Source organism: Rhizobium sp. BK529, from assembly GCF_014194105.1.
In the GTDB taxonomy this organism is placed as follows: domain Bacteria; phylum Pseudomonadota; class Alphaproteobacteria; order Rhizobiales; family Rhizobiaceae; genus Rhizobium.
Genome location: NZ_JACIAU010000001.1, coordinates 184972 through 205138, shown reverse-complemented (window position 1 = coordinate 205138; position 20167 = coordinate 184972). Strand labels below are relative to the sequence as shown.

Genomic DNA, 20167 nt, shown 5'->3' with positions numbered 1-20167 from the left:
CTCATCCGACCCTTTTGGCTCAACGCCAATGGCTATTCCGTCCTACGCTTCTAGAATCAGGAAATCTTGCGCGAACCACGCTCGGTCCTCGAAACAATCCTGGCTGCAATAGAGGGCCGCCTCGAGTTCAGCGCCAAACTGCCGGATTTTTATTCGCCTGCCAAACAACGATAAAGAATAGGGAACGATCATGACCACAGTCATCAAGAACGGCACCATCGTCACGGCCGACCTCACCTATAAGGCGGATGTGAAGATCGACGGCGGCAAGATCGTCGAGATTGGGCCGAACCTCTCCGGCAACGAGGAGCTGGATGCCACAGGCTGTTACATCATCCCAGGCGGCATCGATCCGCATACCCATCTCGAAATGCCCTTCATGGGCACCTATTCCTCCGACGATTTCGAAAGCGGCACACGGGCGGCGCTTGCCGGCGGTACGACCATGGTCGTCGATTTCGCTCTACCCTCTCCGGGCCAGTCGCTGCTCGAAGCGCTGACCATGTGGGACAACAAGTCCACGCGGGCCAATTGTGACTATTCCTTCCACATGGCGATTACCTGGTGGGGCGAACAGGTCTTCAACGAGATGAAGACGATTGTCCAGGATAAGGGCATCAACACCTTCAAGCACTTCATGGCCTACAAGGGCGCGCTGATGGTGAACGATGACGAGATGTTCGCCTCCTTCCAGCGCTGCGCCGAGCTCGGCGCCCTGCCGCTCGTCCATGCGGAAAACGGCGATGTCGTCGCCTCGCTGTCCGCCAAGCTGCTCTCGGAAGGCAATAATGGTCCCGAAGCGCATGCCTATTCGCGCCCGGCCGAAGTCGAGGGCGAGGCGACCAACCGCGCCATCATGATCGCTGACATGGCCGGCTGCCCTGTCTACATTGTCCACACCTCCTGCGAACAGGCCCATGAAGCGATCCGTCGGGCGCGCAGCAAGGGCATCCGCGCCTATGGCGAGCCGCTGATCCAGCACCTGACGCTCGATGAGACCGAATATTTCAACAAGGACTGGGATCACGCCGCCCGCCGTGTCATGTCCCCTCCCTTCCGCAACAAGCAGCATCAGGACAGCCTTTGGGCCGGCCTCGCCTCCGGCTCACTGCAGGTGGTGGCGACCGATCACTGCGCCTTCACGACGGCGCAGAAGCGCTTCGGCGTCGGCGACTTCACCAAGATCCCGAATGGCACCGGCGGTCTGGAAGACCGCATGCCGATGCTCTGGACCTATGGCGTCAATACCGGCCGCCTGACGATGAACGAATTTGTCGCCGTCACCTCCACCAACATCGCCAAGATCCTCAACATCTACCCCAGGAAGGGCGCGATCCTCGTCGGCGCCGATGCCGATATCGTTGTTTGGGATCCGAAGCGCTCCAAGACCATTTCGTCGAAGAGCCAGCAGTCGGCGATCGACTACAACGTCTTCGAAGGCAAGGAAGTCACCGGCCTGCCGCGCTACACGCTGACGCGCGGCGTCGTGGCGATCGAGGAGGACACGGTCAAGACCCGCTCAGGCCATGGCGAATTCGTCAGGCGCGAGCCGGTCACCGCCGTCAGCAAGGCGCTTTCGACCTGGAAGGAGATCACCGCCCCCCGGAAGGTTGAACGTACGGGCATCCCGGCAAGCGGGGTGTGATACAAATGCGCGGCCATCTGCTTCCGATCATCGTCTCCCTGGCCGCGCTCTCCAGTGCGGCCCTCTTTAATATGGCTCAGGCCGACACGCTGCCGATCAAAGGCAGCTACGGTAACAAGGATGGCTGCGCCTACGCCAAGAGCGGCGAAAGCACGGGCTCGGACAATTTCTTTCTGCTGACATCAGAGGGCATCACGACCGCCGTCTCCTATTGCGAAATCAAGAAGGTTCTGAAGACCGAGGGCAAGAACTTCACTGCAACGGTCTCCTGCCACGCAGAAGGCGAAGAGAACAGCGCCGACGATACCGCTCGGATCACCTCAGGACCGAAGGGCTATACGATCGGCCTCACCTCGGATGCTGCAATCAAGTGGGGGCCGCTGCCGCTATGCCGATAGCTTCACGCAGGCACCAGCGCATCCAACTCGGGCAACAGGATGACGCTCTCCTGCTCGTTCGGGTCGGTGCGCGCAATGATCGCCGTGCAGGGTGTGCTGCTGAGGTTCGCCGGAAGGTGCGGCACCCCAGCCGGAATGTAAAAGAGCTCACCCGCTCTCACGATCACGTGGTTTTCCAGCTCGTCGCCATACCAGGTGTGCGCCTCGCCGGAGAGCATGTAGATCGCCGTCTCATGCGCCTCATGCAGATGCGCCTTGGCCCGCACACCAGGCGGAATGGTGAGAAGATGCATGCAGATGCCCTTCGCACCGACAGTCTCGGCGGCAATACCCTGGAAATAGCTAAGCCCCTGCTTGCCGTCATAGGTGTGGTCGGGGCGAACAATATGGCAGGTGGGCTTTGATTTTATGTCCATCCTCATCCTCCAAGGACTATGCTGCCGGAAAGGCCGGCGGCAATAATATCATGGAAAACTGCGCCCGCGCGGCGAAAACAAGACTGGTTGATTAATGCAAGCACCCTCCGTCGTATCCGCCAAGGATCTCTGTCTCACCTACCAGACGAATGACGGGCCAGTGCATGCGCTGAGCGATGTTACTCTCGATATCTGCAAGGGCGAATTCGTCTCCTTCATTGGCCCATCCGGCTGCGGAAAGACGACTTTCCTGCGCGTGATTGCCGATCTCGAGCGTACGACGTCGGGCGATATCGCCATCAATGGCATGTCGCCGGAAGAGGCACGCAAGGCACGCGCCTTTGGCTATGTCTTCCAGGCGCCGGCGCTCTATCCCTGGCGCACGATCGAGAGGAACATCGCCCTGCCGCTGGAGATCATGGGCTATTCGAGACCTGATCAGAAAAAGCGTATCGCCGATGCGCTCGATCTCGTCGAACTTTCAGGCTTCAACAAGAAATTCCCCTGGCAGCTCTCCGGCGGCATGCAGCAGCGCGCCTCGATCGCCCGCGCCCTAGCCTTTGATGCCGACCTGCTCTTAATGGACGAACCTTTCGGCGCGCTCGACGAAATCGTCCGCGATCACCTCAATGCCGCGCTCCTGAAACTTTGGGCGCGCACCAATAAGACGATCTGCTTCGTCACCCATTCCATTCCCGAAGCCGTCTACCTCTCCACCAAGATCGTCGTCATGTCGCCTCGCCCCGGTCGCGTGACAGACGTGATCGACTCGACGCTGCCAAACGAGCGCCCGCTCGATATTCGCGAGACTCCGGAGTTCCTGGAAATCGCCCATCGCGTCCGCGAAGGGCTGAGGGCGGGGCATAGCTATGAGCAGTAAGGCTTGGCGTTCAGGTGTTACCCCCTTCTGTCCTGCCGGATATCTCCCCCACGAGGGCGGAGAGGGGGGTAACCTCATCCTCCACACAGGGAGGGAGGCGGCATGAAACCCGACAGCCTCAAAGACAAGATCGTTCCCGTCCTCACCATACTGCTGGTGCTGGTTGCGATATGGTACGTCGCCGCCGTCTTCATGAACGCGCCCTTCCAGCGCGATATGGATACGCGCAACAACGTCACCTCGACGCCTATGGAATTCATCGGCAAGACGCTGTCCCAGCCGAAGCCCTTGCTACCGGCGCCGCATCAGGTGGCGCAGAACGTGTTCGAAAATACCTTTCTGAGAAAGTTCTCGAGCAACCGCAGCCTCGTCTATCACGCCGGCGTCACCCTCTCCTCGACCGTGCTCGGCTTTGCGCTCGGTACGCTGCTCGGCATCATCATTGCCGTCGGCATCGTCCATATCAAGGCGCTCGACCGCAGCCTGATGCCCTGGATCATCGCCTCGCAGACGGTGCCGATCCTGGCAATCGCACCGATGGTCATCGTCGTTCTCGGCTCGATCAACATCACAGGTCTGATCCCGAAGGCGCTGATATCGACCTATCTCTCCTTCTTCCCGGTCGCCGTCGGCATGGTGAAGGGGCTGCGATCGCCGGAGGTCATGCATCTCGACTTGATGCGCACCTATAATGCCACGGCCGCCCAAACCTTCTGGAAACTGCGCGTACCCGCCTCCATTCCCTTCCTTTTCACCTCGATGAAGGTGGCGATCGCCGCAAGCCTTGTCGGCGCAATCGTCGGCGAACTGCCGACCGGTGCTGTCGCCGGTATTGGCTCGAAGCTGCTTGCCGGCTCCTATTACAGCCAGACAATCGATATCTGGGCGGCCCTAGTGGCGGGCTCGGTGCTTGCGGCGATCCTTGTCGCCATCGTCGGCCTTGCCGCCAGGATCGTCGACCGCGCCATGGGCAGGAGGCCGGCATGAAACAGAAACCGGTCGTCATGTCTTGGCAGGGTCTGGTCGCCCTCCTCTTCGTCGCCGGGGCCATGATCATGCTGCCGCTCTTTGCAGCGGGCGGCACCCAGCCTCCATCCTCGGGCACGGTCGCTGTGATCGCTCTTCTAGCCGGCGCCGCAGCACTGATCTCCTTCGCGCCTCTGTCGACAATATCAGTCGCAGCCGCCCTCTTCATCGGCGCCCACGGCTCCACCTGGCTGCTGCTCGGCACGCTCGCGGGCAATGAAGGTTTCGCTGGAACTTCCTTCTTCCTGCTGCTCGCCGCCTGCTGGCTGCTCGCTTGGCGCTGCGTGACAGAGCTTTCGGACCTGAAGCCTCAGACACCATCGGGCCAATGGCTGCTGCGCCTCTTGATCCCAGCAATCTTCGGTGCTTGGATCCTCGTCATCTGGGAAGCGATCACCCGTGGTGCCGGCATTCCCTTCGTGCTGCTGCCGCCACCGAGCGCGATCTGGGCCCGTATCGCAGGTTCGCTGCCGATCCTCGGCGAAGATGTCAGGCAGACAATCTTCAAGGCGGTGCTGATCGGCTATGCGGTCGGCTGCATCAGCGGCTTCATCTTTGCCATCCTCGCGGACCGCTTCGACTTCCTGCGTCGTGGCCTGCTGCCGATCGGCAATCTGGTTTCGGCCTTGCCGATGATCGGCGTTGCTCCGATCATGGTCATGTGGTTCGGCTTCGACTGGCAGTCGAAAGCTGCCGTCGTCATCATCATGACCTTCTTCCCGATGCTGGTGAACACGGTCGCCGGACTTGCCGCCTCTGGCAACATGGAGCGTGACCTGATGCGCACCTATGCATCGAATTACTGGCAGACGCTCCTAAAGCTTCGGCTTCCGGCCGCAATGCCCTTCATTTTCAACGCACTGAAGATCAACTCGACGCTGGCGCTGATTGGTGCCATCGTTGCGGAATTCTTCGGAACGCCGATCGTCGGCATGGGCTTCCGGATCTCCACCGAGATCGGCCGCATGAATGTCGACATGGTCTGGGCCGAGATCGCCGTCGCGGCGCTCGCAGGCTCGATCTTCTATGGTGTCGTCGCCCTTGCCGAAAGGGCGGTGACTTTCTGGCATCCGTCTATCCGTGGTGGTTAGGCGCGCCTTGGCCACGCAAGTGGCCTGGGCATAACTTCAGAGGGAAAAAAGAAAATGAAAAAGTTGATGGTTGCAATGATGGCGAGCGCTATGTCGCTTGCTGCGGCGCACGCGATGGCCGCCGACAAAGTCACGCTGCAGCTGAAATGGGTCACCCAGTCTCAGTTCGCCGGCTATTATGTCGCCAAGGACAAGGGCTATTACGAAGAGGAAGGCCTTGACGTCGATATCAAGCCGGGCGGCCCTGACATCGCTCCCGAGCAGGTGATTGCCGGCGGCGGCGCCGATGTGATCGTCGACTGGATGGGCGGCGCGCTGGTTGCCCGCGAAAAGGGCGTTCCGCTCGTCAACATCGCCCAGCCCTTCCAGAAGTCCGGCATGGAAATGATCTGCCGCAAGGACGGTCCGGTTAAGACCGAAGCCGACTTCAAGGGTCACACGCTCGGCGTCTGGTTCTTCGGCAATGAATATCCCTTCTTCGCCTGGATGAACAAGCTCGGCCTCAAGACCGATGGCGGCGCTAACGGCGTCACCGTGCTGAAGCAGAGCTTTGACGTACAGCCGCTCCTGCAGAAGCAGGCCGACTGCATTTCGGTCATGACCTATAACGAATACTGGCAAGCGATCGATGCAGGCTTCAAGCCGGAAGACCTCACTGTCTTCAACTATACCGCTATGGGCAACGACCTCCTGGAGGATGGCCTCTATGCGATGGAAGACAAGCTGAAGGATCCGGCTTTCAAGGAGAAAATGGTCAAGTTCGTCCGCGCTTCCATGAAGGGCTGGAAATACGCCGTGGAGAATCCGGACGATGCGGCTGAAATCGTTGTCGATGCCGGGGGCCAGGACGAAAACCACCAGAAGCGCATGATGGGCGAGGTTGCCAAGCTGATTGGCGACGGCACCGGCAAGCTCGACACAACGCTCTACGATCGCACGGCAAAGGCCCTGCTCGACCAGAAGATCATCAACAAGGAGCCGTCGGGCGCCTGGACTCACGACATCACCGACGCTGCCGCAAAGTAAGAGCGTCTCGATACTGAAATACAACGCGCGGGGGAGATTTTCCCGCGCGTTGTTATTTTTTTGCACCCAATGAAAAAAACTCCTTGCAACTGTCGCATTTGTCAGGCGTCAAACGTCTATAGAATGTCGCGCAAAACCGGACACCGATATTGCGATAACGACATGCGTAAAACAGAAACTTGAAGCGTGAGAACGGATACGAATGACCGTGACACGCTTTAAGATGTTCAGGCCGATCAATCTTCGTCATGTTCACATAACCCTGAGGTGATTGATGAGCCCCGCAATGGTAATTAATAGTGTCTCACGGGGAATTATTTTCTGCCGGGCTTGCATGTGGAGCAAATCGATACCACGTACTAGCCGAATTTGCTGGATAGGGACGATGAGTTCCGGCAAACGGGATGCGGGTAAATACCTCTGAGATTTGGAAGACGGCATTCGCCCGACCGCGAACCTGTTTGAGGACGCGTGAGTCCGGCCGATCCCGTCAAGAGATTGGACCACGACGCATGGCACTCAAGCCGCACGCATCACTACGCGCCTCCACTTTTCTTGTCGCCGCTTTTGCGGCCTCGACCTTTCTTGCAGCTGCTTTTGCAGTCCCGGCTGCATTCGCACAGGAACCCAAAGCCTCCCAGCCGCAGGCCCAGGCCCCGCAGAACCTTCCGGCGATCGTCGTCACCAAAGCGACCGAGCGCCCGCTGGTCGATCGGGTGATCGGCACCGGAACGGTCCGGCCGATCGAGGAGGTCTATATCCAGCCTCAGGTCGATGGCCTCTCCATCCGCGCGCTGAACGTCGATGTCGGCGATGAAGTTGCTGCCGACAGCACGCTTGCAACCCTGAATGACGATGCCCTGGTGCTGCAGAAGAGCCAGATGATGGCAACCAAGGCTAAGGGTGAAGCGACCCTTGCCCAGCTCCGCGCCCAACTCGTCGAAGCGCAGGCCAATGCCGAGCAGGCACGCCAGCAGCAGGCCCGCGCCCAGGAAATGGGCAAGAAGGGTACCGTCTCCACCGCAACGGTCGAACAGGCCGATGCCGCAGCCACGGCTGCCAATGCCCGCGTCAACTCCGCCGAACAGGCAATCCAGGTTGCCGAGGCCGATCTCAAGGTGGTCGACAGCCAGATCGCCGATGCCGATCTGAAGCTTGCCCGCACGGATGTGAAGACACCCGTTGCCGGTGTGGTTTCCGCCAAGAATGCCAAGATCGGCGCGATCGCTGCTGGGAACGGCGATCCCTTGTTCACCGTCATCAAGGACGGCGCGATCGAACTCGTCGCCGACCTCTCCGAAACCGACATCCAGAAGATCAAGGTCGGCCAGAAGGCGATCGTCACCGTCGCCGGCGGCAACACCAAGATCGAAGGCAAGGTTCGGCTCGTCGCCCCGATCGTCGATCAGACCACGCGCCTCGGCGCGGTTCACATTGCCATCGACGATGATAGTGGCGCCCGGGCCGGCATGTATGGCAGCGCCGAGATTATCATTGCTGAAACCAATGCCCTCGCCCTGCCGCTTTCTGCCGTTAATACCAGCCGCAATGGCTCCTTCACCCGCAAGGTAGAGAATAACGTGGTCAAGCAGGTGGATATCGGAACCGGCATCCAGGATAGCGGCTTTGTGGAGATCACCAGCGGCCTGAAGGACGGTGATGTGGTCGTAGCCAAGGCCGGCGCCTTCGTGCGTGACGGTGACAAGATCGCTCCGGTGGCGGAAGAATCCGCTGCGTCGAACTGACTGAGGTTAGCTCCATGAACTTCTCCGCCTGGTCGATCCGCAATCCGATTGCGCCGCTGCTCGGCTTCGCGTTGCTGCTCTTTGTCGGCATCCAAGCCTTTTACGCACTGCCGATCACCCGTTTCCCGAACATCGACGTTCCCGTCGTCTCCATCACAGTGACACAGAGCGGCGCCTCGCCCTCCGAGCTCGAAATGCAGGTGACGAAGGAAGTCGAAGATGCCGTTGCCTCGATCAGCGGCATCGATGAAATTCAATCGACCGTGACCGACGGCCAATCGCAGACCGTCGTCGTCTTCCGCATCGAGAAGCCGACGGCCGAAGCCGTGCAGGACACCAAAGACGCGATCGACAAGATCCGCTCCGACCTGCCGGCTGGCATCGAAGAGCCGATCGTTTCGAAGGTCGATGTCGAGGGCCAGGCGATTCAGACCTTTGCCGTCTCCTCCCCGAACATGACGCTCGAAGAACTCTCCTGGTTCGTGGATGACACGGTCAAGCGCGCCCTGCAGGGCCAGCCCGGCATCGGCCGTATCGACCGTTACGGCGGCTCGGACCGCGAAATCCGCGTCTCGCTCAATCAGGACAAGCTGAACGCCTACGGCATCAATGCCGCCGACGTGAACCAGCAGCTGCGCGGTACCAACGTTGACCTTGGTTCCGGCCGTGGCCAGGTGGCGGGCAATGAGCAAACCATCCGCACGCTCGGCGACGCCCGCAGCGTCGCGCAGCTGACCGAGACTTCGATCACGCTCCCGAACGGTCGTTTCGTGAAGCTCTCCGAACTTGGCACCATCACCGACACCTATGAAGAACCGAAGTCCTTCTCGCGCTTCAACGGCACGCCGTCGGTCACCTTCGCTGTCTTCCGCGCCAAGGGCGCCAGCGAGGTCTCGGTGGCCGAAACCGTGGCGTCGAGCCTCGACGAGGTGCGCAAAGCAAACCCCAATGTCGCCATCCAGATGGTCGACGATTCCGTCTACTTCACCTACGGCAACTATGAGGCAGCCCTCCACACGCTGATGGAAGGCTCGATCCTCGCCGTTATCGTGGTGTTCCTCTTCCTGCGCAACTGGCGAGCGACGCTGATTGCTGCCGTCGCTTTACCGCTGTCTGCGATCCCGACCTTCTGGATCATGGATCTCATGGGCTTCTCGCTGAACCTCGTGAGCTTCCTGGCGCTGACGCTGGCGACCGGTATTCTGGTCGACGACGCAATCGTCGAGATCGAGAACATCGCCCGTCATATCAAGATGGGCAAAACGCCCTATCGAGCGGCGCTCGAAGCTGCTGACGAAATCGGCCTTGCCGTTATCGCCACCAGCTTCACCATCATCGCCGTCTTTGTGCCGGTTTCCTTCATGCCGGGCATTGCCGGCCAGTATTTCATCCAGTTCGGCCTAACCGTCGCCTTCTCCGTCTTCTTCTCGCTGATGGTAGCGCGTCTCGTCACGCCTTTGATGGCCGCCTATCTGATGCGCGCCGAAGACGGGATGGAAGACCATCAGGATAATGACGGCCTGCTGATGAAGGGCTATACCCGCCTCGTCACCGGTACGACCCGCAAATGGTACTGGCGTTACACGACGCTGCTTGCCGCCATCGGCTTCCTGATCGGCTCGATGATGCTTCTGAGCCAGGTGCCGGGCAGTTTCATGCCGCCGGACGACTCTTCGCGCGTCGTCCTGTCAGTCGAACTGCCGCCGAACGCGACACTCGATGAAACAGCGGCAACGACCGACAAGATCTATGATGCGGTCCGCGGCATCGATGGCGTCGAGAGCGTCTTCGTCCTTGGCGGCGCATCGCCGAAGGGCGATCTCGAGTTGCGTCGCGCCACCATACGCGTCATCCTTGGCAATATCGACCATTCGCTGGTCAAGACCCTCGTGAACAAGGGCCTCGGTTCATTGCCCTTCGTTGGTCAGTACGTCCCGAAGATGGAAGAGCACGGCCGCACGCGTCCGCAGTGGGATGTGGAGAAGGATATCTTCGCCGCGGTGCGTTCCATCCCGGATGCGCGCATCTCCAAGGTCAACGACCGCGCAGAACGGGATCTTACCTTCAATTTCCTTTCGTCCAACGAACAGGATCTGAACGATGCGGTGAGCCTGCTTGAATCCAAGCTGCGCGCTTCGCCGATCCTCGCCAACGTCTCTTCGGAAGGCGCCCTGCCACGACCGGAACTGCAGATCCGTCCGCGCATGGCCGAGGCATCGCGGCTCGGCATCACGCCGCAGCAGATTTCGGAGACGGTTCGTGTTGCCACGATCGGCGATATCGACGCAAACCTTGCCAAGATCTCGCTCGATGACCGGCGGATTCCGATCCGCGTCCAGACCTCGCTCGATGTCCGCCGCGATCTGGCCTCCATTCGGGCGCTGAAGATCAAGACCTCAAGCGGCGCCTCCGTGCCGCTCTACAGCGTCGCCGACATCGATTATTCGGAAGGCCCCAGCTCGATCAAGCGCAACAACCGCAACCGCGTCGTCGCCATCGGCTCCGACGTGCCCTTCGGCACGGCGCTCGATACAGCGTCGGGCGAGTTCAAACGCATTGTCTCGGAGACGAACCTGCCGAAAACGGTGCATCTGGCCGAAAGCGGTGACGCCAAGGTGCAGGCCGAATTGGTCGGCAATTTCGGCAACGCCATGCTGATGGGCCTGCTGCTGGTTCTCGTCGTGCTGATCCTGCTCTTCAAGGACGTGATCCAACCCTTCACCATCCTGTTCTCGCTACCGCTTGCCATCGGCGGCGTGGCCGCGGCGCTGATCGTCACTCAGAACGCACTGTCGATGCCGGTTCTGATCGGTATCCTGATGCTGATGGGCATCGTGACGAAGAACGCCATCCTGCTGGTGGATTTCGCCATCGAAATGAAGCGGCACGGCCTAGAACGCGTTCATGCCATGGTGGAAGCCGGCCGCAAGCGCGCCCGCCCGATCATCATGACCTCGATCGCCATGTCGGCGGGCATGCTGCCGTCTGCGCTCGGCGTCGGCGAAGGCGGCTCCTTCCGCGCGCCGATGGCGATTGCCGTGATCGGCGGCATCATCGTCTCGACGGTGCTCTCGCTCGTTGTCGTCCCCTCCTTCTTCCTGATCATGGACGACCTGTCCCGACTGCTTGGCTGGCTGTTCGGCCGCCTCGTTGGTAAAAAGGAAGAGGAAGAACTGGCCATGTCGCGCGAGGAACTGACACGCGAACTCAAGACCAGCCGGAATACGATCGAAACCCTCGAAGAACGCCTGGACGCCATCGAGAAGCCGGAAAGCAAGCGCAAGACTGCCAACGAAACTAACGTGCTGCGCCTGCCGCCTTTCGCGGCCGAGTAAACCGAATACCACGAGAGAAAAGGCCGGGCATCGACCCGGCCTTTTTGTTTTCCATGTCTAGCGCGAGCGTGGCGGCGCCGTACTGTCCCTTACGACAAGTTCGAGATCGAGCGCCTCATGGTCTTTGGGCAGCGCATTTTCGAGGATTGCCGTTACCGAACGTCGTGCAATCTCGGCAAAGGGCTGCGCGACCGTGGTCAGCCGCGGCAAGGAGGTCGCAGCTTCCGGCACGCCATCGAAGCCGACGATTGAAACGTCCTCGGGTACTTTGAGCCCGCGTTCGGCCAGCCACTGTATGGCATAGAGTGCAACCTTGTCCGACATCGCCAGAATAGCCGTCGGCGGAGTGTCGGACGAGAACAGCGCCGCCATTGCCGTCAGCGTGCTCGGTCTGTCATGCAACGTCCCCTGTATCGGAACCGCCTCGCGGGAGATGCCGTATTCCGCCAACGCCTGCCAGTAGCCATGCATGCGGTCGCGCGGCGTCGCTTCCATTTCAGGGTCCACCCGCTCCGGCGCAATCGGGCCAACGAGGCCATCCACATCGCCGATTGATAGGATCGCAATGTTCCGGTGCCCGAGCTCCAGCAGATGCCGCGCGGCCGCGGCGGCTCCGGAGACATTGTCGATGCCGATTGCCGGGATGGTCGCATCCTCTATGCCGAGCGCGAGCGCGATGAACGGCAGTTGCCGCTGACGGGTGAGCTCGACCAGCCTCTCTCCCCCTTCCACACAGAGCAGGATGAAGCCATCGACGAGCGCGCTGTTGATGTTCCAGGCAAGCCGCTCCTCGTTCATCGCCGATACGACGGCAATGCCGGTGCCGCTGGCATCGCAAACCTCGCCGATCGCCGTCATTAACGACCGCGCCCAGGGATCGTCGAAGAAATAGGTGAGCGGTTCGACAGCCGCGACGCCGATCGCGTTCACCCGCCCTGCCCTCAGCAACCTGCCCTTGATATCAGGACCGCGGTAACCGAGTTCGCGAGCGACATTGAGCACCCGCTCCCGCACTTCTTCCCGGACCACGTCTGGACGGCTGAAAACATTCGACGCCGTGCCCTGCGATACACCCGCCGCCCTGGCGACGTCAGCCAACCTTACATGCCCTTTAGCCAAGACAGCTCCTTGCAGGTATCTATTCCGCACTCTAGCAAACGATTGTATCGATTCAAAAGAAACTTGACATTTCTCAGCGACAGGAGAAAAATTGAATCGGTTCAATAACTCTATTCACATGTTGAATCGATTCAATAAACGGAGAATGAAACAATGATCCCGATCAGTTCGCTATTCAAGGATCTCTATGAGGACCGCTGGGGGAACCCGAGTTACGTCAGGCCCGTTGTGGAGACCGAGCGTGGCAAGCGCCTCTTTGTCTTCCTGCCTTTCGCGCCCCGATTCATTGGCGGCCGCAAACGCCCGGATGCCTGGTCGTTCACCATTCCGACCGACCAGACCCCTCGATAAAGTGCGCACAACTGCAGCGTTTGATCAAAATCAATTCCCCCGCGCTTCGCTTCCCCTATTCTGGCATCAAGAGGGATATCTGCGGCTTTGACCGCCGCCTGAGGCCGGAACATGAACAGGATGCTGATGCCGAGCAACCGCGAGCGCGCGCTGCTTTCCAGAGCCGGAATATTCGCCGAGTTGGATAGCGAGGAAACGGAGGCGCTGCGCGCCTGTTCCACGGTGGTGACGTCTGCTTCCCACGACATTCTCTTCCAGGAAGGCGAACCTGGCATCTATTTCTATAGCGTGCTGGAGGGGTACGTCCGACTCTTTCGTCTGAACGGAGAGGGTCGCGAGGCGGATATGCGTATCTGCGAGCCTGGCGACACTTTCGCAGAATGTCTTATCCAGGCCGGTGGCACCTATCGTTATGGAGCCCAGTCGATGGACAACACGATGCTTGCCCGCTTCCACATCGGCAAGGTACGCGCGCTCCTGGCGGAACACCCCCGGATTGGGACCGCAATCATGCGCAGCCTGTCGCTGCACCTGCTGTCGACGATGGAATGCCTCGCCAACGACCGCATGCAGACGGCGCCGCAGCGCGTGGCGCACTACCTTCTCTCCCATTGCGTAGAGGAAGGACCGGCAACGGCCTCGCTGCGGCTGCCCTTCCCGAAGAACCTGCTAGCCCGCAAACTCGGGCTAGCGCCGGAGGCGCTCTCACGTGCATTCTCGACGCTGAAATCGACTGGCGTGACGGTACGCGGTCGCTTCATCGCCATCAACGATGTCAACGCGTTGAGAAAGATTTGAGCCTTTAGAGCCCGCCCTGCACCCTTAGGAAATCGACGATCGAATTGATCCCGTCGCCACGCTTCATATCGGAGAAGACGAAGGGGCGGGTCGCCCGCATGCGCGTCGCGTCCCGCTCCATGACTTCAAGGTCAGCACCAACATAGGGCGCCAGATCCTTCTTGTTGATGACGAGAAGGTCGGATCGGGTAATCCCCGGCCCGCCCTTGCGCGGAATCTCCTCACCCTGGCAGACGGAGATCACGTAGATGGTGATATCGGCCAGATCCGGCGAGAAGGTCGCGGCCAGATTGTCGCCACCCGATTCGATGAAGACCACATCGAGATCCGGAATACGCTCGTTGAGGTTGGCAATGGCCTGCAGGTTGATCGTCGCATCCTCACGGATCGCCGTATGTGGGCAACCACCAGTCTCGACGCCGACAATGCGCTCGGACGGCAGCGCCTGCATGCGCACCAGCGCCTCTGCATCCTCGGTCGTGTAGATATCATTGGTCACGACCGCGACGGAATAATCGTCGCGCATCGCCTTGCAGAGCTTTTCGGTGAGCGCCGTCTTGCCCGAGCCTACTGGCCCGCCGATGCCAACACGCAAGGGTCCGTTTCTTGATTTCATATGTCTCACTCCAATCGAAGTCAGATGATAACGAAGCGTCAGTTTCGCGCCACCGTCAAATGACGCAGGTGCGCGGATAAGCGTTGCTTACGAACGGAATAGTCTCGTCTGTTGCGTCTCGTGGCGAAGCCCGGCGATATCCGCCTGAACACTCGCCGAACCAAGGTCGTCAAGGCTGGAGCGGGCTGCACGCGCGGCTATATCGATCACATGCTCTTCCAGTCGGGAGAGAATGGCGAGGCCGTCCTTCTGCCCTGCGACTCCGAGTCGGATGCCGGCAGAGACGGACTGGGAGAGATAGGCATGCAGAAACCCGGCGAGAGCCTTCTCCAGCGCTATGCCATGCGCCCCTGTTACCACACCGACAGCAATCGGATAGGCGGCCTTCTTCGGCAGCCGCTCGAACACATCGTCCGGCCAGGCTTGCGCAGCTGTGAGAAAGGCCTCGCCAAGCAGCATCGTTTCTTGATGTCGCTCTCGCGAACCGGCCAGCGCCGCCGCAAGGTCGGCGAGTTCCGCAAGGCGGGTTGCGTCACCATGGCTCCGATGGCTCTCGGCAAAGAGCACTGCATCGTTCCAAACGGAGCCATTACCAATCATCGTCTGCAGCCAGCGCCGCAACATGTCCGCATCCCCGACAAGCCCATCCGCCACCGCCCGCTCCAGGCCGCCGGAATAGGCGAAGGAACCGACAGGAAAAGCCGGCGATAGCCACGCCGTCAGGCGCAGCAGAGCCTGCAGCTCGCCACCCCGATCCATCGGGCGTCAATCGTGCTTGTGGTGATGATGGCCGTGATCATGATGATCGTGCCCATGTTCATGATCACGCCCGTGATCATGGTGATCGTGGTCGTGATCATGATGGTCATGCCCGTGCGAATGCCCGCCATGGGAATGATAGGCGCCGCGGGCCGGCTGGAAGGGCTCGTTGATATCGAGCACCATCGCACCCAGTCCCTGCAGCATGGTGCGGATGACATGATCGCGCAGGATGAGAATGCGATCCTCTTCGATCTGCGCAGCGAGATGGCGGTTGCCGAGATGCCAGGCGAGTTCGATCAGATGCGCGCGGTCGCGGCCGCGAATTTCGAACAGCTTCTCGTCGGCGGCAAGAATCTCGATCAGCTCGCCGTCATCGCGCACCAGCATATCGCCATTGGCAAAAAGCACCGGCTCTTTGAGATCGAGCATGACCATCTCGCCGTTCTCCAGATGCAGGAGCTTGCGACGCAGGTGCCGCAGATCGTGCGGCAGCTTGACCTGTGCAGTCGGATGGGAGGAAGGGGTACCGGCGGGAAGATAAGATGTGACGCGCTGCATGACATATCCGTTAAACTGGGACCTAGACCATGCAAAATAGCCCTTCGCGATGCAAGCACCAATGCACGTTTCGTAAACGGCTGGCCTAGATTCCGGATGCCTGCAACAAGCTCACCTCGTCAGGCCCGACACCCTGTACGCCGAGACCATTTTCGACGAGCCCATGCCAGGCATGGTTCAGCCCTTCCCGCTCATGAACGACACGATTACGGCCGAGCGCCTTGGCGAGATAGAGCGCCTTGTCGGCAGAGGCATAGACCGCCTCCTTGTCGCGTCCCTCATGAAGATCGGCAATACCACCTGAGATCGTGATGGTGACATCATGCCCATCCGCCGGGATCGGTCGCGCGGCAATCTGTGCCCGCACGCCTTCGAGGCGTGCCACACGCTCTTCTGGCGTCCCGCCTTGAACGACGACGCCGAATTCCTCACCGCCGAGCCGCGCGACAACCGACGTGCCGTCAAAGGCTGCGGAAAGCATGGCCGAGACGGCAGTAATGACAGCGTCCCCGCAGCCGTGGCCGAAGCGGTCATTGATCGTCTTGAAACGATCGACGTCGAAAATGGCGAGACAAGCGTCCCCTTCCACCTTATCCAAAGCGTCAGTGAAAGCGCGCCGGTTCAACAGTCCGGACAGTGTATCGGTACGGCTGAGCTTTTCGAACTCGGCACGCGAAATGGTCAGGTCATGGATGGCGAAGCCTGCGACGAGCGACAACACGCCCGACACCATTCCGCCGATAAGCCAGGAGAGGACGATGGCAAAGATCATGGCATGGCCGAGGGTGGTCGGCAGCAATCCCATGAAGTTGAGCGGAGGCAGTATAACCAGGATGATAAAGCCGGACATAATGACCGCCAGAAAACTCATCTTCAGCGCAAAAGCATAAACGGTTCTGCGATGTTCGAAACTACCAAGTTCAGCCTGAAGCGATATCCAGTTTTCCATGAGAATCGACCTTCCTGCCCAGCGTTTCCTGGGCATTGATAGGGTCGCAATTGCTGCGGGGTTCTTAATCCAATCGCTAAAATTCGAGTGATTCCAGGGGATTCGGGCAATCTGTTTTTTCTAGCAGGAGGTGCAGCTTTTCGAGACAGGAATTACCATAATGAGAAACAGAACTAAGCAATTGATTTTAAAACGACTTCATAGAGCGTGTTCAAGGCCTGTTTCAGAATGGTCTATGGCCGAAAAATCATAGTCCATTTTCTGATTTATACAACCCAATGGAGTGCAATGCTCGGATTTCACTTTAAGGACCGCGACGGGGAGCGGCGTTTCAAAAAGACAAGGGTCAAAACGGAAAATAACGCAGCAGTCTCAGCGGCGCCAAATTTACAGGACTACTATTATACTTCAGTTATAAAGCCGAAGCGAAAGTATCAGCGTCTGCGGCAGAGGATTCCAGGAACCTGTCCGTAAGCCGCCTGTCCGCAATGCAGATGCGGTCCACGTGTTGCAGCCAAACAGCGCATTGAAATATCCCTTCGCCTCGAAAAATCTGTCGTAGTCTCCGTATCCCCGGTCCCCGATCGGCAGCACCGTCCCGTTCTCCCGGATGAAACTATCGTCGACGAATCCGAGCAACTGCTCGAACCGCTCACCATCGACAATGAGAACAGTCACCGCGGGGTGGGTTTCGGAGATGTCGCCGGCAACATCGACATGCATCACCGACCGGTCGATCGTCAGAGCGCGAAACACCGGCATTGGCTTCAGATCAGCCCAGGTCGGTGTCTCCAAATAAAAGGACCGGCCGCCCCATCCGAAGATCAGCCAATGCGCGGCTGGATCACTCACCGGAATACCGGCATCTTCCAGGAACGCAAACGACATCCGAAGCCGGTCATCGAGCGGGATCGCAATATCCGTGTGGATCGGCCCTGAAAGCATCAGAATACGTTGCGAGGGCGTCAAACCGGAAGAGGCTTCGGCCGCGACGAACAGCGGCCTCCGAATGAACGTGCCGCCGGCCAAGCAGTGCGAGTGCCCGTATCAGCCACCGCACCGCCAGCTTCATACCGTCCATAGACGAAACGGCCTCTCAGAACAGGAAATAACGCTGCGCCATTGGCAGCACCGTTGCCGGTTCGCAGGTTAACAACTCGCCATTTGCCCGCACTTCATAAGTTTCGGGATCGACCTCGATTTCGGGCGTCAGATCATTGTGAACCATCGATGCCTTGGAGATGCCGCCACGCGTGTTCTTGACAGCAACAAGATCCTTGGCGACGCCGAGGCGCCCCTTGATGCCGGCATCGAGCGAGGCCTGCGAAACGAACGTGACCGAAGAATTCGTTAGGCTCTTGCCGAAGGAGGCAAACATCGGCCGATAATGCACCGGCTGCGGTGTGGGGATCGAGGCATTCGGATCACCCATCGGTGCAGCGGCGATCGAGCCGCCGAGCAGGACCATATCCGGCTTCACGCCGAAAAAGGCCGGGTTCCAGAGGACGAGGTCGGCGCGCTTGCCGACTTCGATGGAGCCGATCTCATGCGACAGGCCGTGCGCGATCGCCGGATTGATCGTGTATTTGGCGACGTAACGGCGAACGCGAAAATTGTCGTTGTCGCCCTTTTCCTCTTTCAGACGACCACGCTGGCGTTTCATCTTGTCGGCCGTCTGCCAGGTGCGGATCAGCACTTCGCCGACACGGCCCATAGCCTGGCTATCCGACGAGATAATCGAGAAAGCGCCGATATCGTGCAGGATGTCTTCGGCTGCGATCGTCTCCTTGCGGATACGGCTCTCGGCGAAGGCGATATCCTCGGGGATCGACGGCGACAGGTGATGGCAGACCATCAGCATGTCCAGATGCTCGGCGATCGTGTTGACTGTATAGGGCCGCGTCGGATTGGTGGACGAGGGAATGACGTTCGGCTGGCCGCAGATCTTGATGATGTCAGGCGCGTGGCCGCCGCCGGCGCCTTCGGTATGGAACGCATGGATGGTACGGCCTTTGATCGCGCCGATCGTGTCTTCCACGAAACCGCTCTCGTTCAGCGTATCCGTATGGATCATCACCTGCACATCATATTCGTCGGCAACCGACAGGCAGCAGTCGATGGCGCCTGGTGTCGTGCCCCAGTCCTCGTGCAGCTTCAGCGAAGTGGCGCCGGCAAGCACCATTTCCTGCAGCGCGCCTGGCAGCGAGGCATTGCCCTTGCCGGCAAAGGCAAGATTCATCGAGAAGGCATCGGCAGCCTCGATCATGCGCGCTATATGCCAGGGGCCGGGCGTGCAGGTGGTCGCAAGCGTGCCATGCGCCGGCCCGGTGCCGCCGCCGAGCATGCAGGTCAGGCCGCTCATCAGCGCTTCCTCGATTTGCTGCGGCGCGATGAAATGGATGTGGCTGTCCATGCCGCCGGCGGTCAGGATCTTGCCCTCGCCGGCAATAGCCTCGGTGCCCGGACCGACGATAATGTTGACTCCTGGCTGCATGTCCGGATTGCCGGCCTTGCCGATCGCCGCAATACGCCCGTCCTTCAGGCCGATATCGGCCTTGTAGATACCCGTATGGTCGATGATGACGGCATTGGTGATGACGGTATCGACCGCCCCGCCAGCCCGCGTCATCTGGCTCTGGCCCATACCGTCGCGAATGACCTTCCCGCCGCCGAACTTCACCTCTTCGCCATAGGTGGTGAAGTCTTTTTCGATCTCGATGATAAGCTCCGTATCGGCAAGGCGGACCTTGTCGCCGGTGGTCGGACCGAACATGCCGGCGTAAGCCGCGCGCGAGATCTTGTAGGGCATCTATCAGGCTCCTTGGGAGGAAGAGACGAGCGGTTTTCCGGCAAGCCGCCTCAGACGGCCGGCTGCAATATAGGAGTCGACGAGCTGCTTCTCGGCGGCGAAGGGATGCCATTCCCAGCCCACATGGCCGAAGCCTGCAAGCGTCACCTCGTCATCGGGAAATCTGTCGAGCACCTCGCCGATCACGATCATACCGCTGCTCGGCACGACGTAGGGCGCTGGTGAGAACGCAGAAAGCGCCCTGTCGACGCCTTCATGAATCTGTTTGTCAACGACCCGATGTAACTTGCCAGTTTGCATGCAGAAGTCGTTGAATTGACTCGTATAGTCATCGCAGAAGTCATCGAGCTCCGGATGCGAGACGGCAAGCGGAGCACGCATAGCCGCGAATTTCTCGGGGTCCCGCACGCTCCAGACTTCCGATGCGTCGACAGTACCTGGATGGGTGCGCCAGCTCTCGGAGCCGATCATCGCTCTGCCCGGCCGGCCGGTATTGCACACGGCGACCACATCGGTACGCGTGCCACCGGCGCCATAGGAGCGGCATTCGTTGAAGCGGATGACGAAGTCGGCAGCATTGATGGTCTCTGCCCCTCCCTCTCCCACTTCGCCGTTGCCAACAATCATGATTGTCCTGCCCACC

Annotated in this window: 18 protein-coding genes and 2 pseudogenes; 11 read left to right on the top strand and 9 right to left on the bottom strand. The window is 59.9% G+C overall.

Annotation, left to right across the window (positions count from 1 at the left end):
- Positions 1-6: 6 nt before the first annotated feature.
- From FHX08_RS31300 to FHX08_RS00970, 3 genes and pseudogenes are all read left to right on the top strand, one after another.
- Positions 7-194 (top strand): annotated as a pseudogene (locus FHX08_RS31300) (DUF559 domain-containing protein); the annotation flags it as partial.
- Positions 191-1645 carry a dihydropyrimidinase gene (gene hydA, locus FHX08_RS00975; protein ID WP_132653421.1) on the top strand — a complete coding sequence of 485 codons (1455 nt, stop codon included), beginning with the start codon at positions 191-193 and terminating at the stop codon, positions 1643-1645. The pseudogene FHX08_RS31300 and the gene hydA, both read left to right, overlap by 4 nt.
- A gap of 5 nt (positions 1646-1650) precedes the next feature.
- Positions 1651-2043: a hypothetical protein gene (locus FHX08_RS00970; protein WP_165911883.1), complete on the top strand. Its 393-nt coding sequence runs from the start codon at positions 1651-1653 to the stop codon at positions 2041-2043.
- Positions 2044-2045: 2 nt separating this feature from the next.
- Here the strand turns inward: FHX08_RS00970 and FHX08_RS00965 are convergent, their stop codons facing one another.
- On the bottom strand, positions 2046-2459 hold the full coding sequence (locus tag FHX08_RS00965) for a cupin domain-containing protein (RefSeq protein ID WP_132653419.1): 414 nt from the start codon (positions 2457-2459) through the stop codon (positions 2046-2048).
- Positions 2460-2553: 94 nt separating this feature from the next.
- Here FHX08_RS00965 and FHX08_RS00960 point away from each other — a divergent pair, with 94 nt between their 5' ends.
- The 6 genes from FHX08_RS00960 (at position 2554) to FHX08_RS00935 (ending at position 11562) form a co-directional block, all read left to right on the top strand.
- Complete coding sequence (locus FHX08_RS00960) at positions 2554-3339, top strand: ABC transporter ATP-binding protein (protein ID WP_184326774.1); 786 nt, start codon at positions 2554-2556, stop codon at positions 3337-3339.
- A 102-nt stretch (positions 3340-3441) separates the two neighbouring features.
- On the top strand, positions 3442-4326 hold the full coding sequence (locus FHX08_RS00955; protein WP_132653417.1) for an ABC transporter permease: 885 nt from the start codon (positions 3442-3444) through the stop codon (positions 4324-4326).
- Complete coding sequence (locus FHX08_RS00950; RefSeq protein ID WP_132653416.1) at positions 4323-5456, top strand: ABC transporter permease; 1134 nt, start codon at positions 4323-4325, stop codon at positions 5454-5456. Before FHX08_RS00955 ends, FHX08_RS00950 begins: the two co-directional genes overlap by 4 nt.
- 54 nt (positions 5457-5510) lie before the next feature.
- Positions 5511-6482, top strand: a complete 972-nt coding sequence (locus FHX08_RS00945; RefSeq protein WP_132653415.1) for an ABC transporter substrate-binding protein — start codon at positions 5511-5513, stop codon at positions 6480-6482.
- A gap of 512 nt (positions 6483-6994) precedes the next feature.
- Complete coding sequence (locus FHX08_RS00940) at positions 6995-8227, top strand: efflux RND transporter periplasmic adaptor subunit (protein WP_132653414.1); 1233 nt, start codon at positions 6995-6997, stop codon at positions 8225-8227.
- A 14-nt stretch (positions 8228-8241) separates the two neighbouring features.
- A complete protein-coding gene (locus FHX08_RS00935; RefSeq protein ID WP_132653413.1) occupies positions 8242-11562 on the top strand; it encodes an efflux RND transporter permease subunit in 3321 nt (1106 codons plus the stop codon).
- Between the two features lie 57 nt (positions 11563-11619).
- On the opposite strand, the gene FHX08_RS00930 is transcribed toward FHX08_RS00935, so the two are convergent.
- Positions 11620-12681 (bottom strand): LacI family DNA-binding transcriptional regulator, encoded by a 1062-nt coding sequence (locus FHX08_RS00930; RefSeq protein ID WP_132653412.1) that lies wholly within the window; start codon positions 12679-12681, stop codon positions 11620-11622.
- Positions 12682-12834: 153 nt separating this feature from the next.
- On the opposite strand from FHX08_RS00930, the gene FHX08_RS00925 reads away from it, so the two are divergent.
- Both FHX08_RS00925 and FHX08_RS00920 read left to right on the top strand, forming a co-directional pair.
- On the top strand, positions 12835-13032 hold the full coding sequence (locus tag FHX08_RS00925) for a hypothetical protein (RefSeq protein WP_132653411.1): 198 nt from the start codon (positions 12835-12837) through the stop codon (positions 13030-13032).
- A gap of 111 nt (positions 13033-13143) precedes the next feature.
- The gene (locus FHX08_RS00920; protein WP_132653410.1) at positions 13144-13830 is read left to right on the top strand and encodes a Crp/Fnr family transcriptional regulator; all 687 of its coding nucleotides are present in this window, start codon (positions 13144-13146) and stop codon (positions 13828-13830) included.
- Positions 13831-13834: 4 nt separating this feature from the next.
- Here FHX08_RS00920 and ureG read toward each other — a convergent pair whose 3' ends face one another.
- The 7 genes and pseudogenes from ureG to FHX08_RS00885 form a co-directional block, all read right to left on the bottom strand.
- Positions 13835-14446 carry an urease accessory protein UreG gene (gene ureG / locus FHX08_RS00915; protein ID WP_132653409.1) on the bottom strand — a complete coding sequence of 204 codons (612 nt, stop codon included), beginning with the start codon at positions 14444-14446 and terminating at the stop codon, positions 13835-13837.
- An 87-nt stretch (positions 14447-14533) separates the two neighbouring features.
- Positions 14534-15205: an urease accessory protein UreF gene (locus FHX08_RS00910; protein WP_132653408.1), complete on the bottom strand. Its 672-nt coding sequence runs from the start codon at positions 15203-15205 to the stop codon at positions 14534-14536.
- A 6-nt stretch (positions 15206-15211) separates the two neighbouring features.
- On the bottom strand, positions 15212-15766 hold the full coding sequence (ureE, locus tag FHX08_RS00905; RefSeq protein ID WP_132653407.1) for an urease accessory protein UreE: 555 nt from the start codon (positions 15764-15766) through the stop codon (positions 15212-15214).
- An 85-nt stretch (positions 15767-15851) separates the two neighbouring features.
- Complete coding sequence (locus tag FHX08_RS00900) at positions 15852-16715, bottom strand: GGDEF domain-containing protein (protein ID WP_132653406.1); 864 nt, start codon at positions 16713-16715, stop codon at positions 15852-15854.
- Between the two features lie 408 nt (positions 16716-17123).
- A pseudogene (locus tag FHX08_RS00895) lies at positions 17124-17787 on the bottom strand (TIGR02117 family protein).
- Between the two features lie 24 nt (positions 17788-17811).
- Positions 17812-19524, bottom strand: coding sequence for an urease subunit alpha (ureC, locus tag FHX08_RS00890; RefSeq protein WP_132653404.1), 1713 nt, complete (start codon positions 19522-19524; stop codon positions 17812-17814).
- 3 nt (positions 19525-19527) lie between these two features.
- Positions 19528-20151, bottom strand: coding sequence for a Urease operon accessory protein (locus tag FHX08_RS00885; protein ID WP_132653403.1), 624 nt, complete (start codon positions 20149-20151; stop codon positions 19528-19530).
- Between the last annotated feature and the right edge of the window lie 16 nt (positions 20152-20167).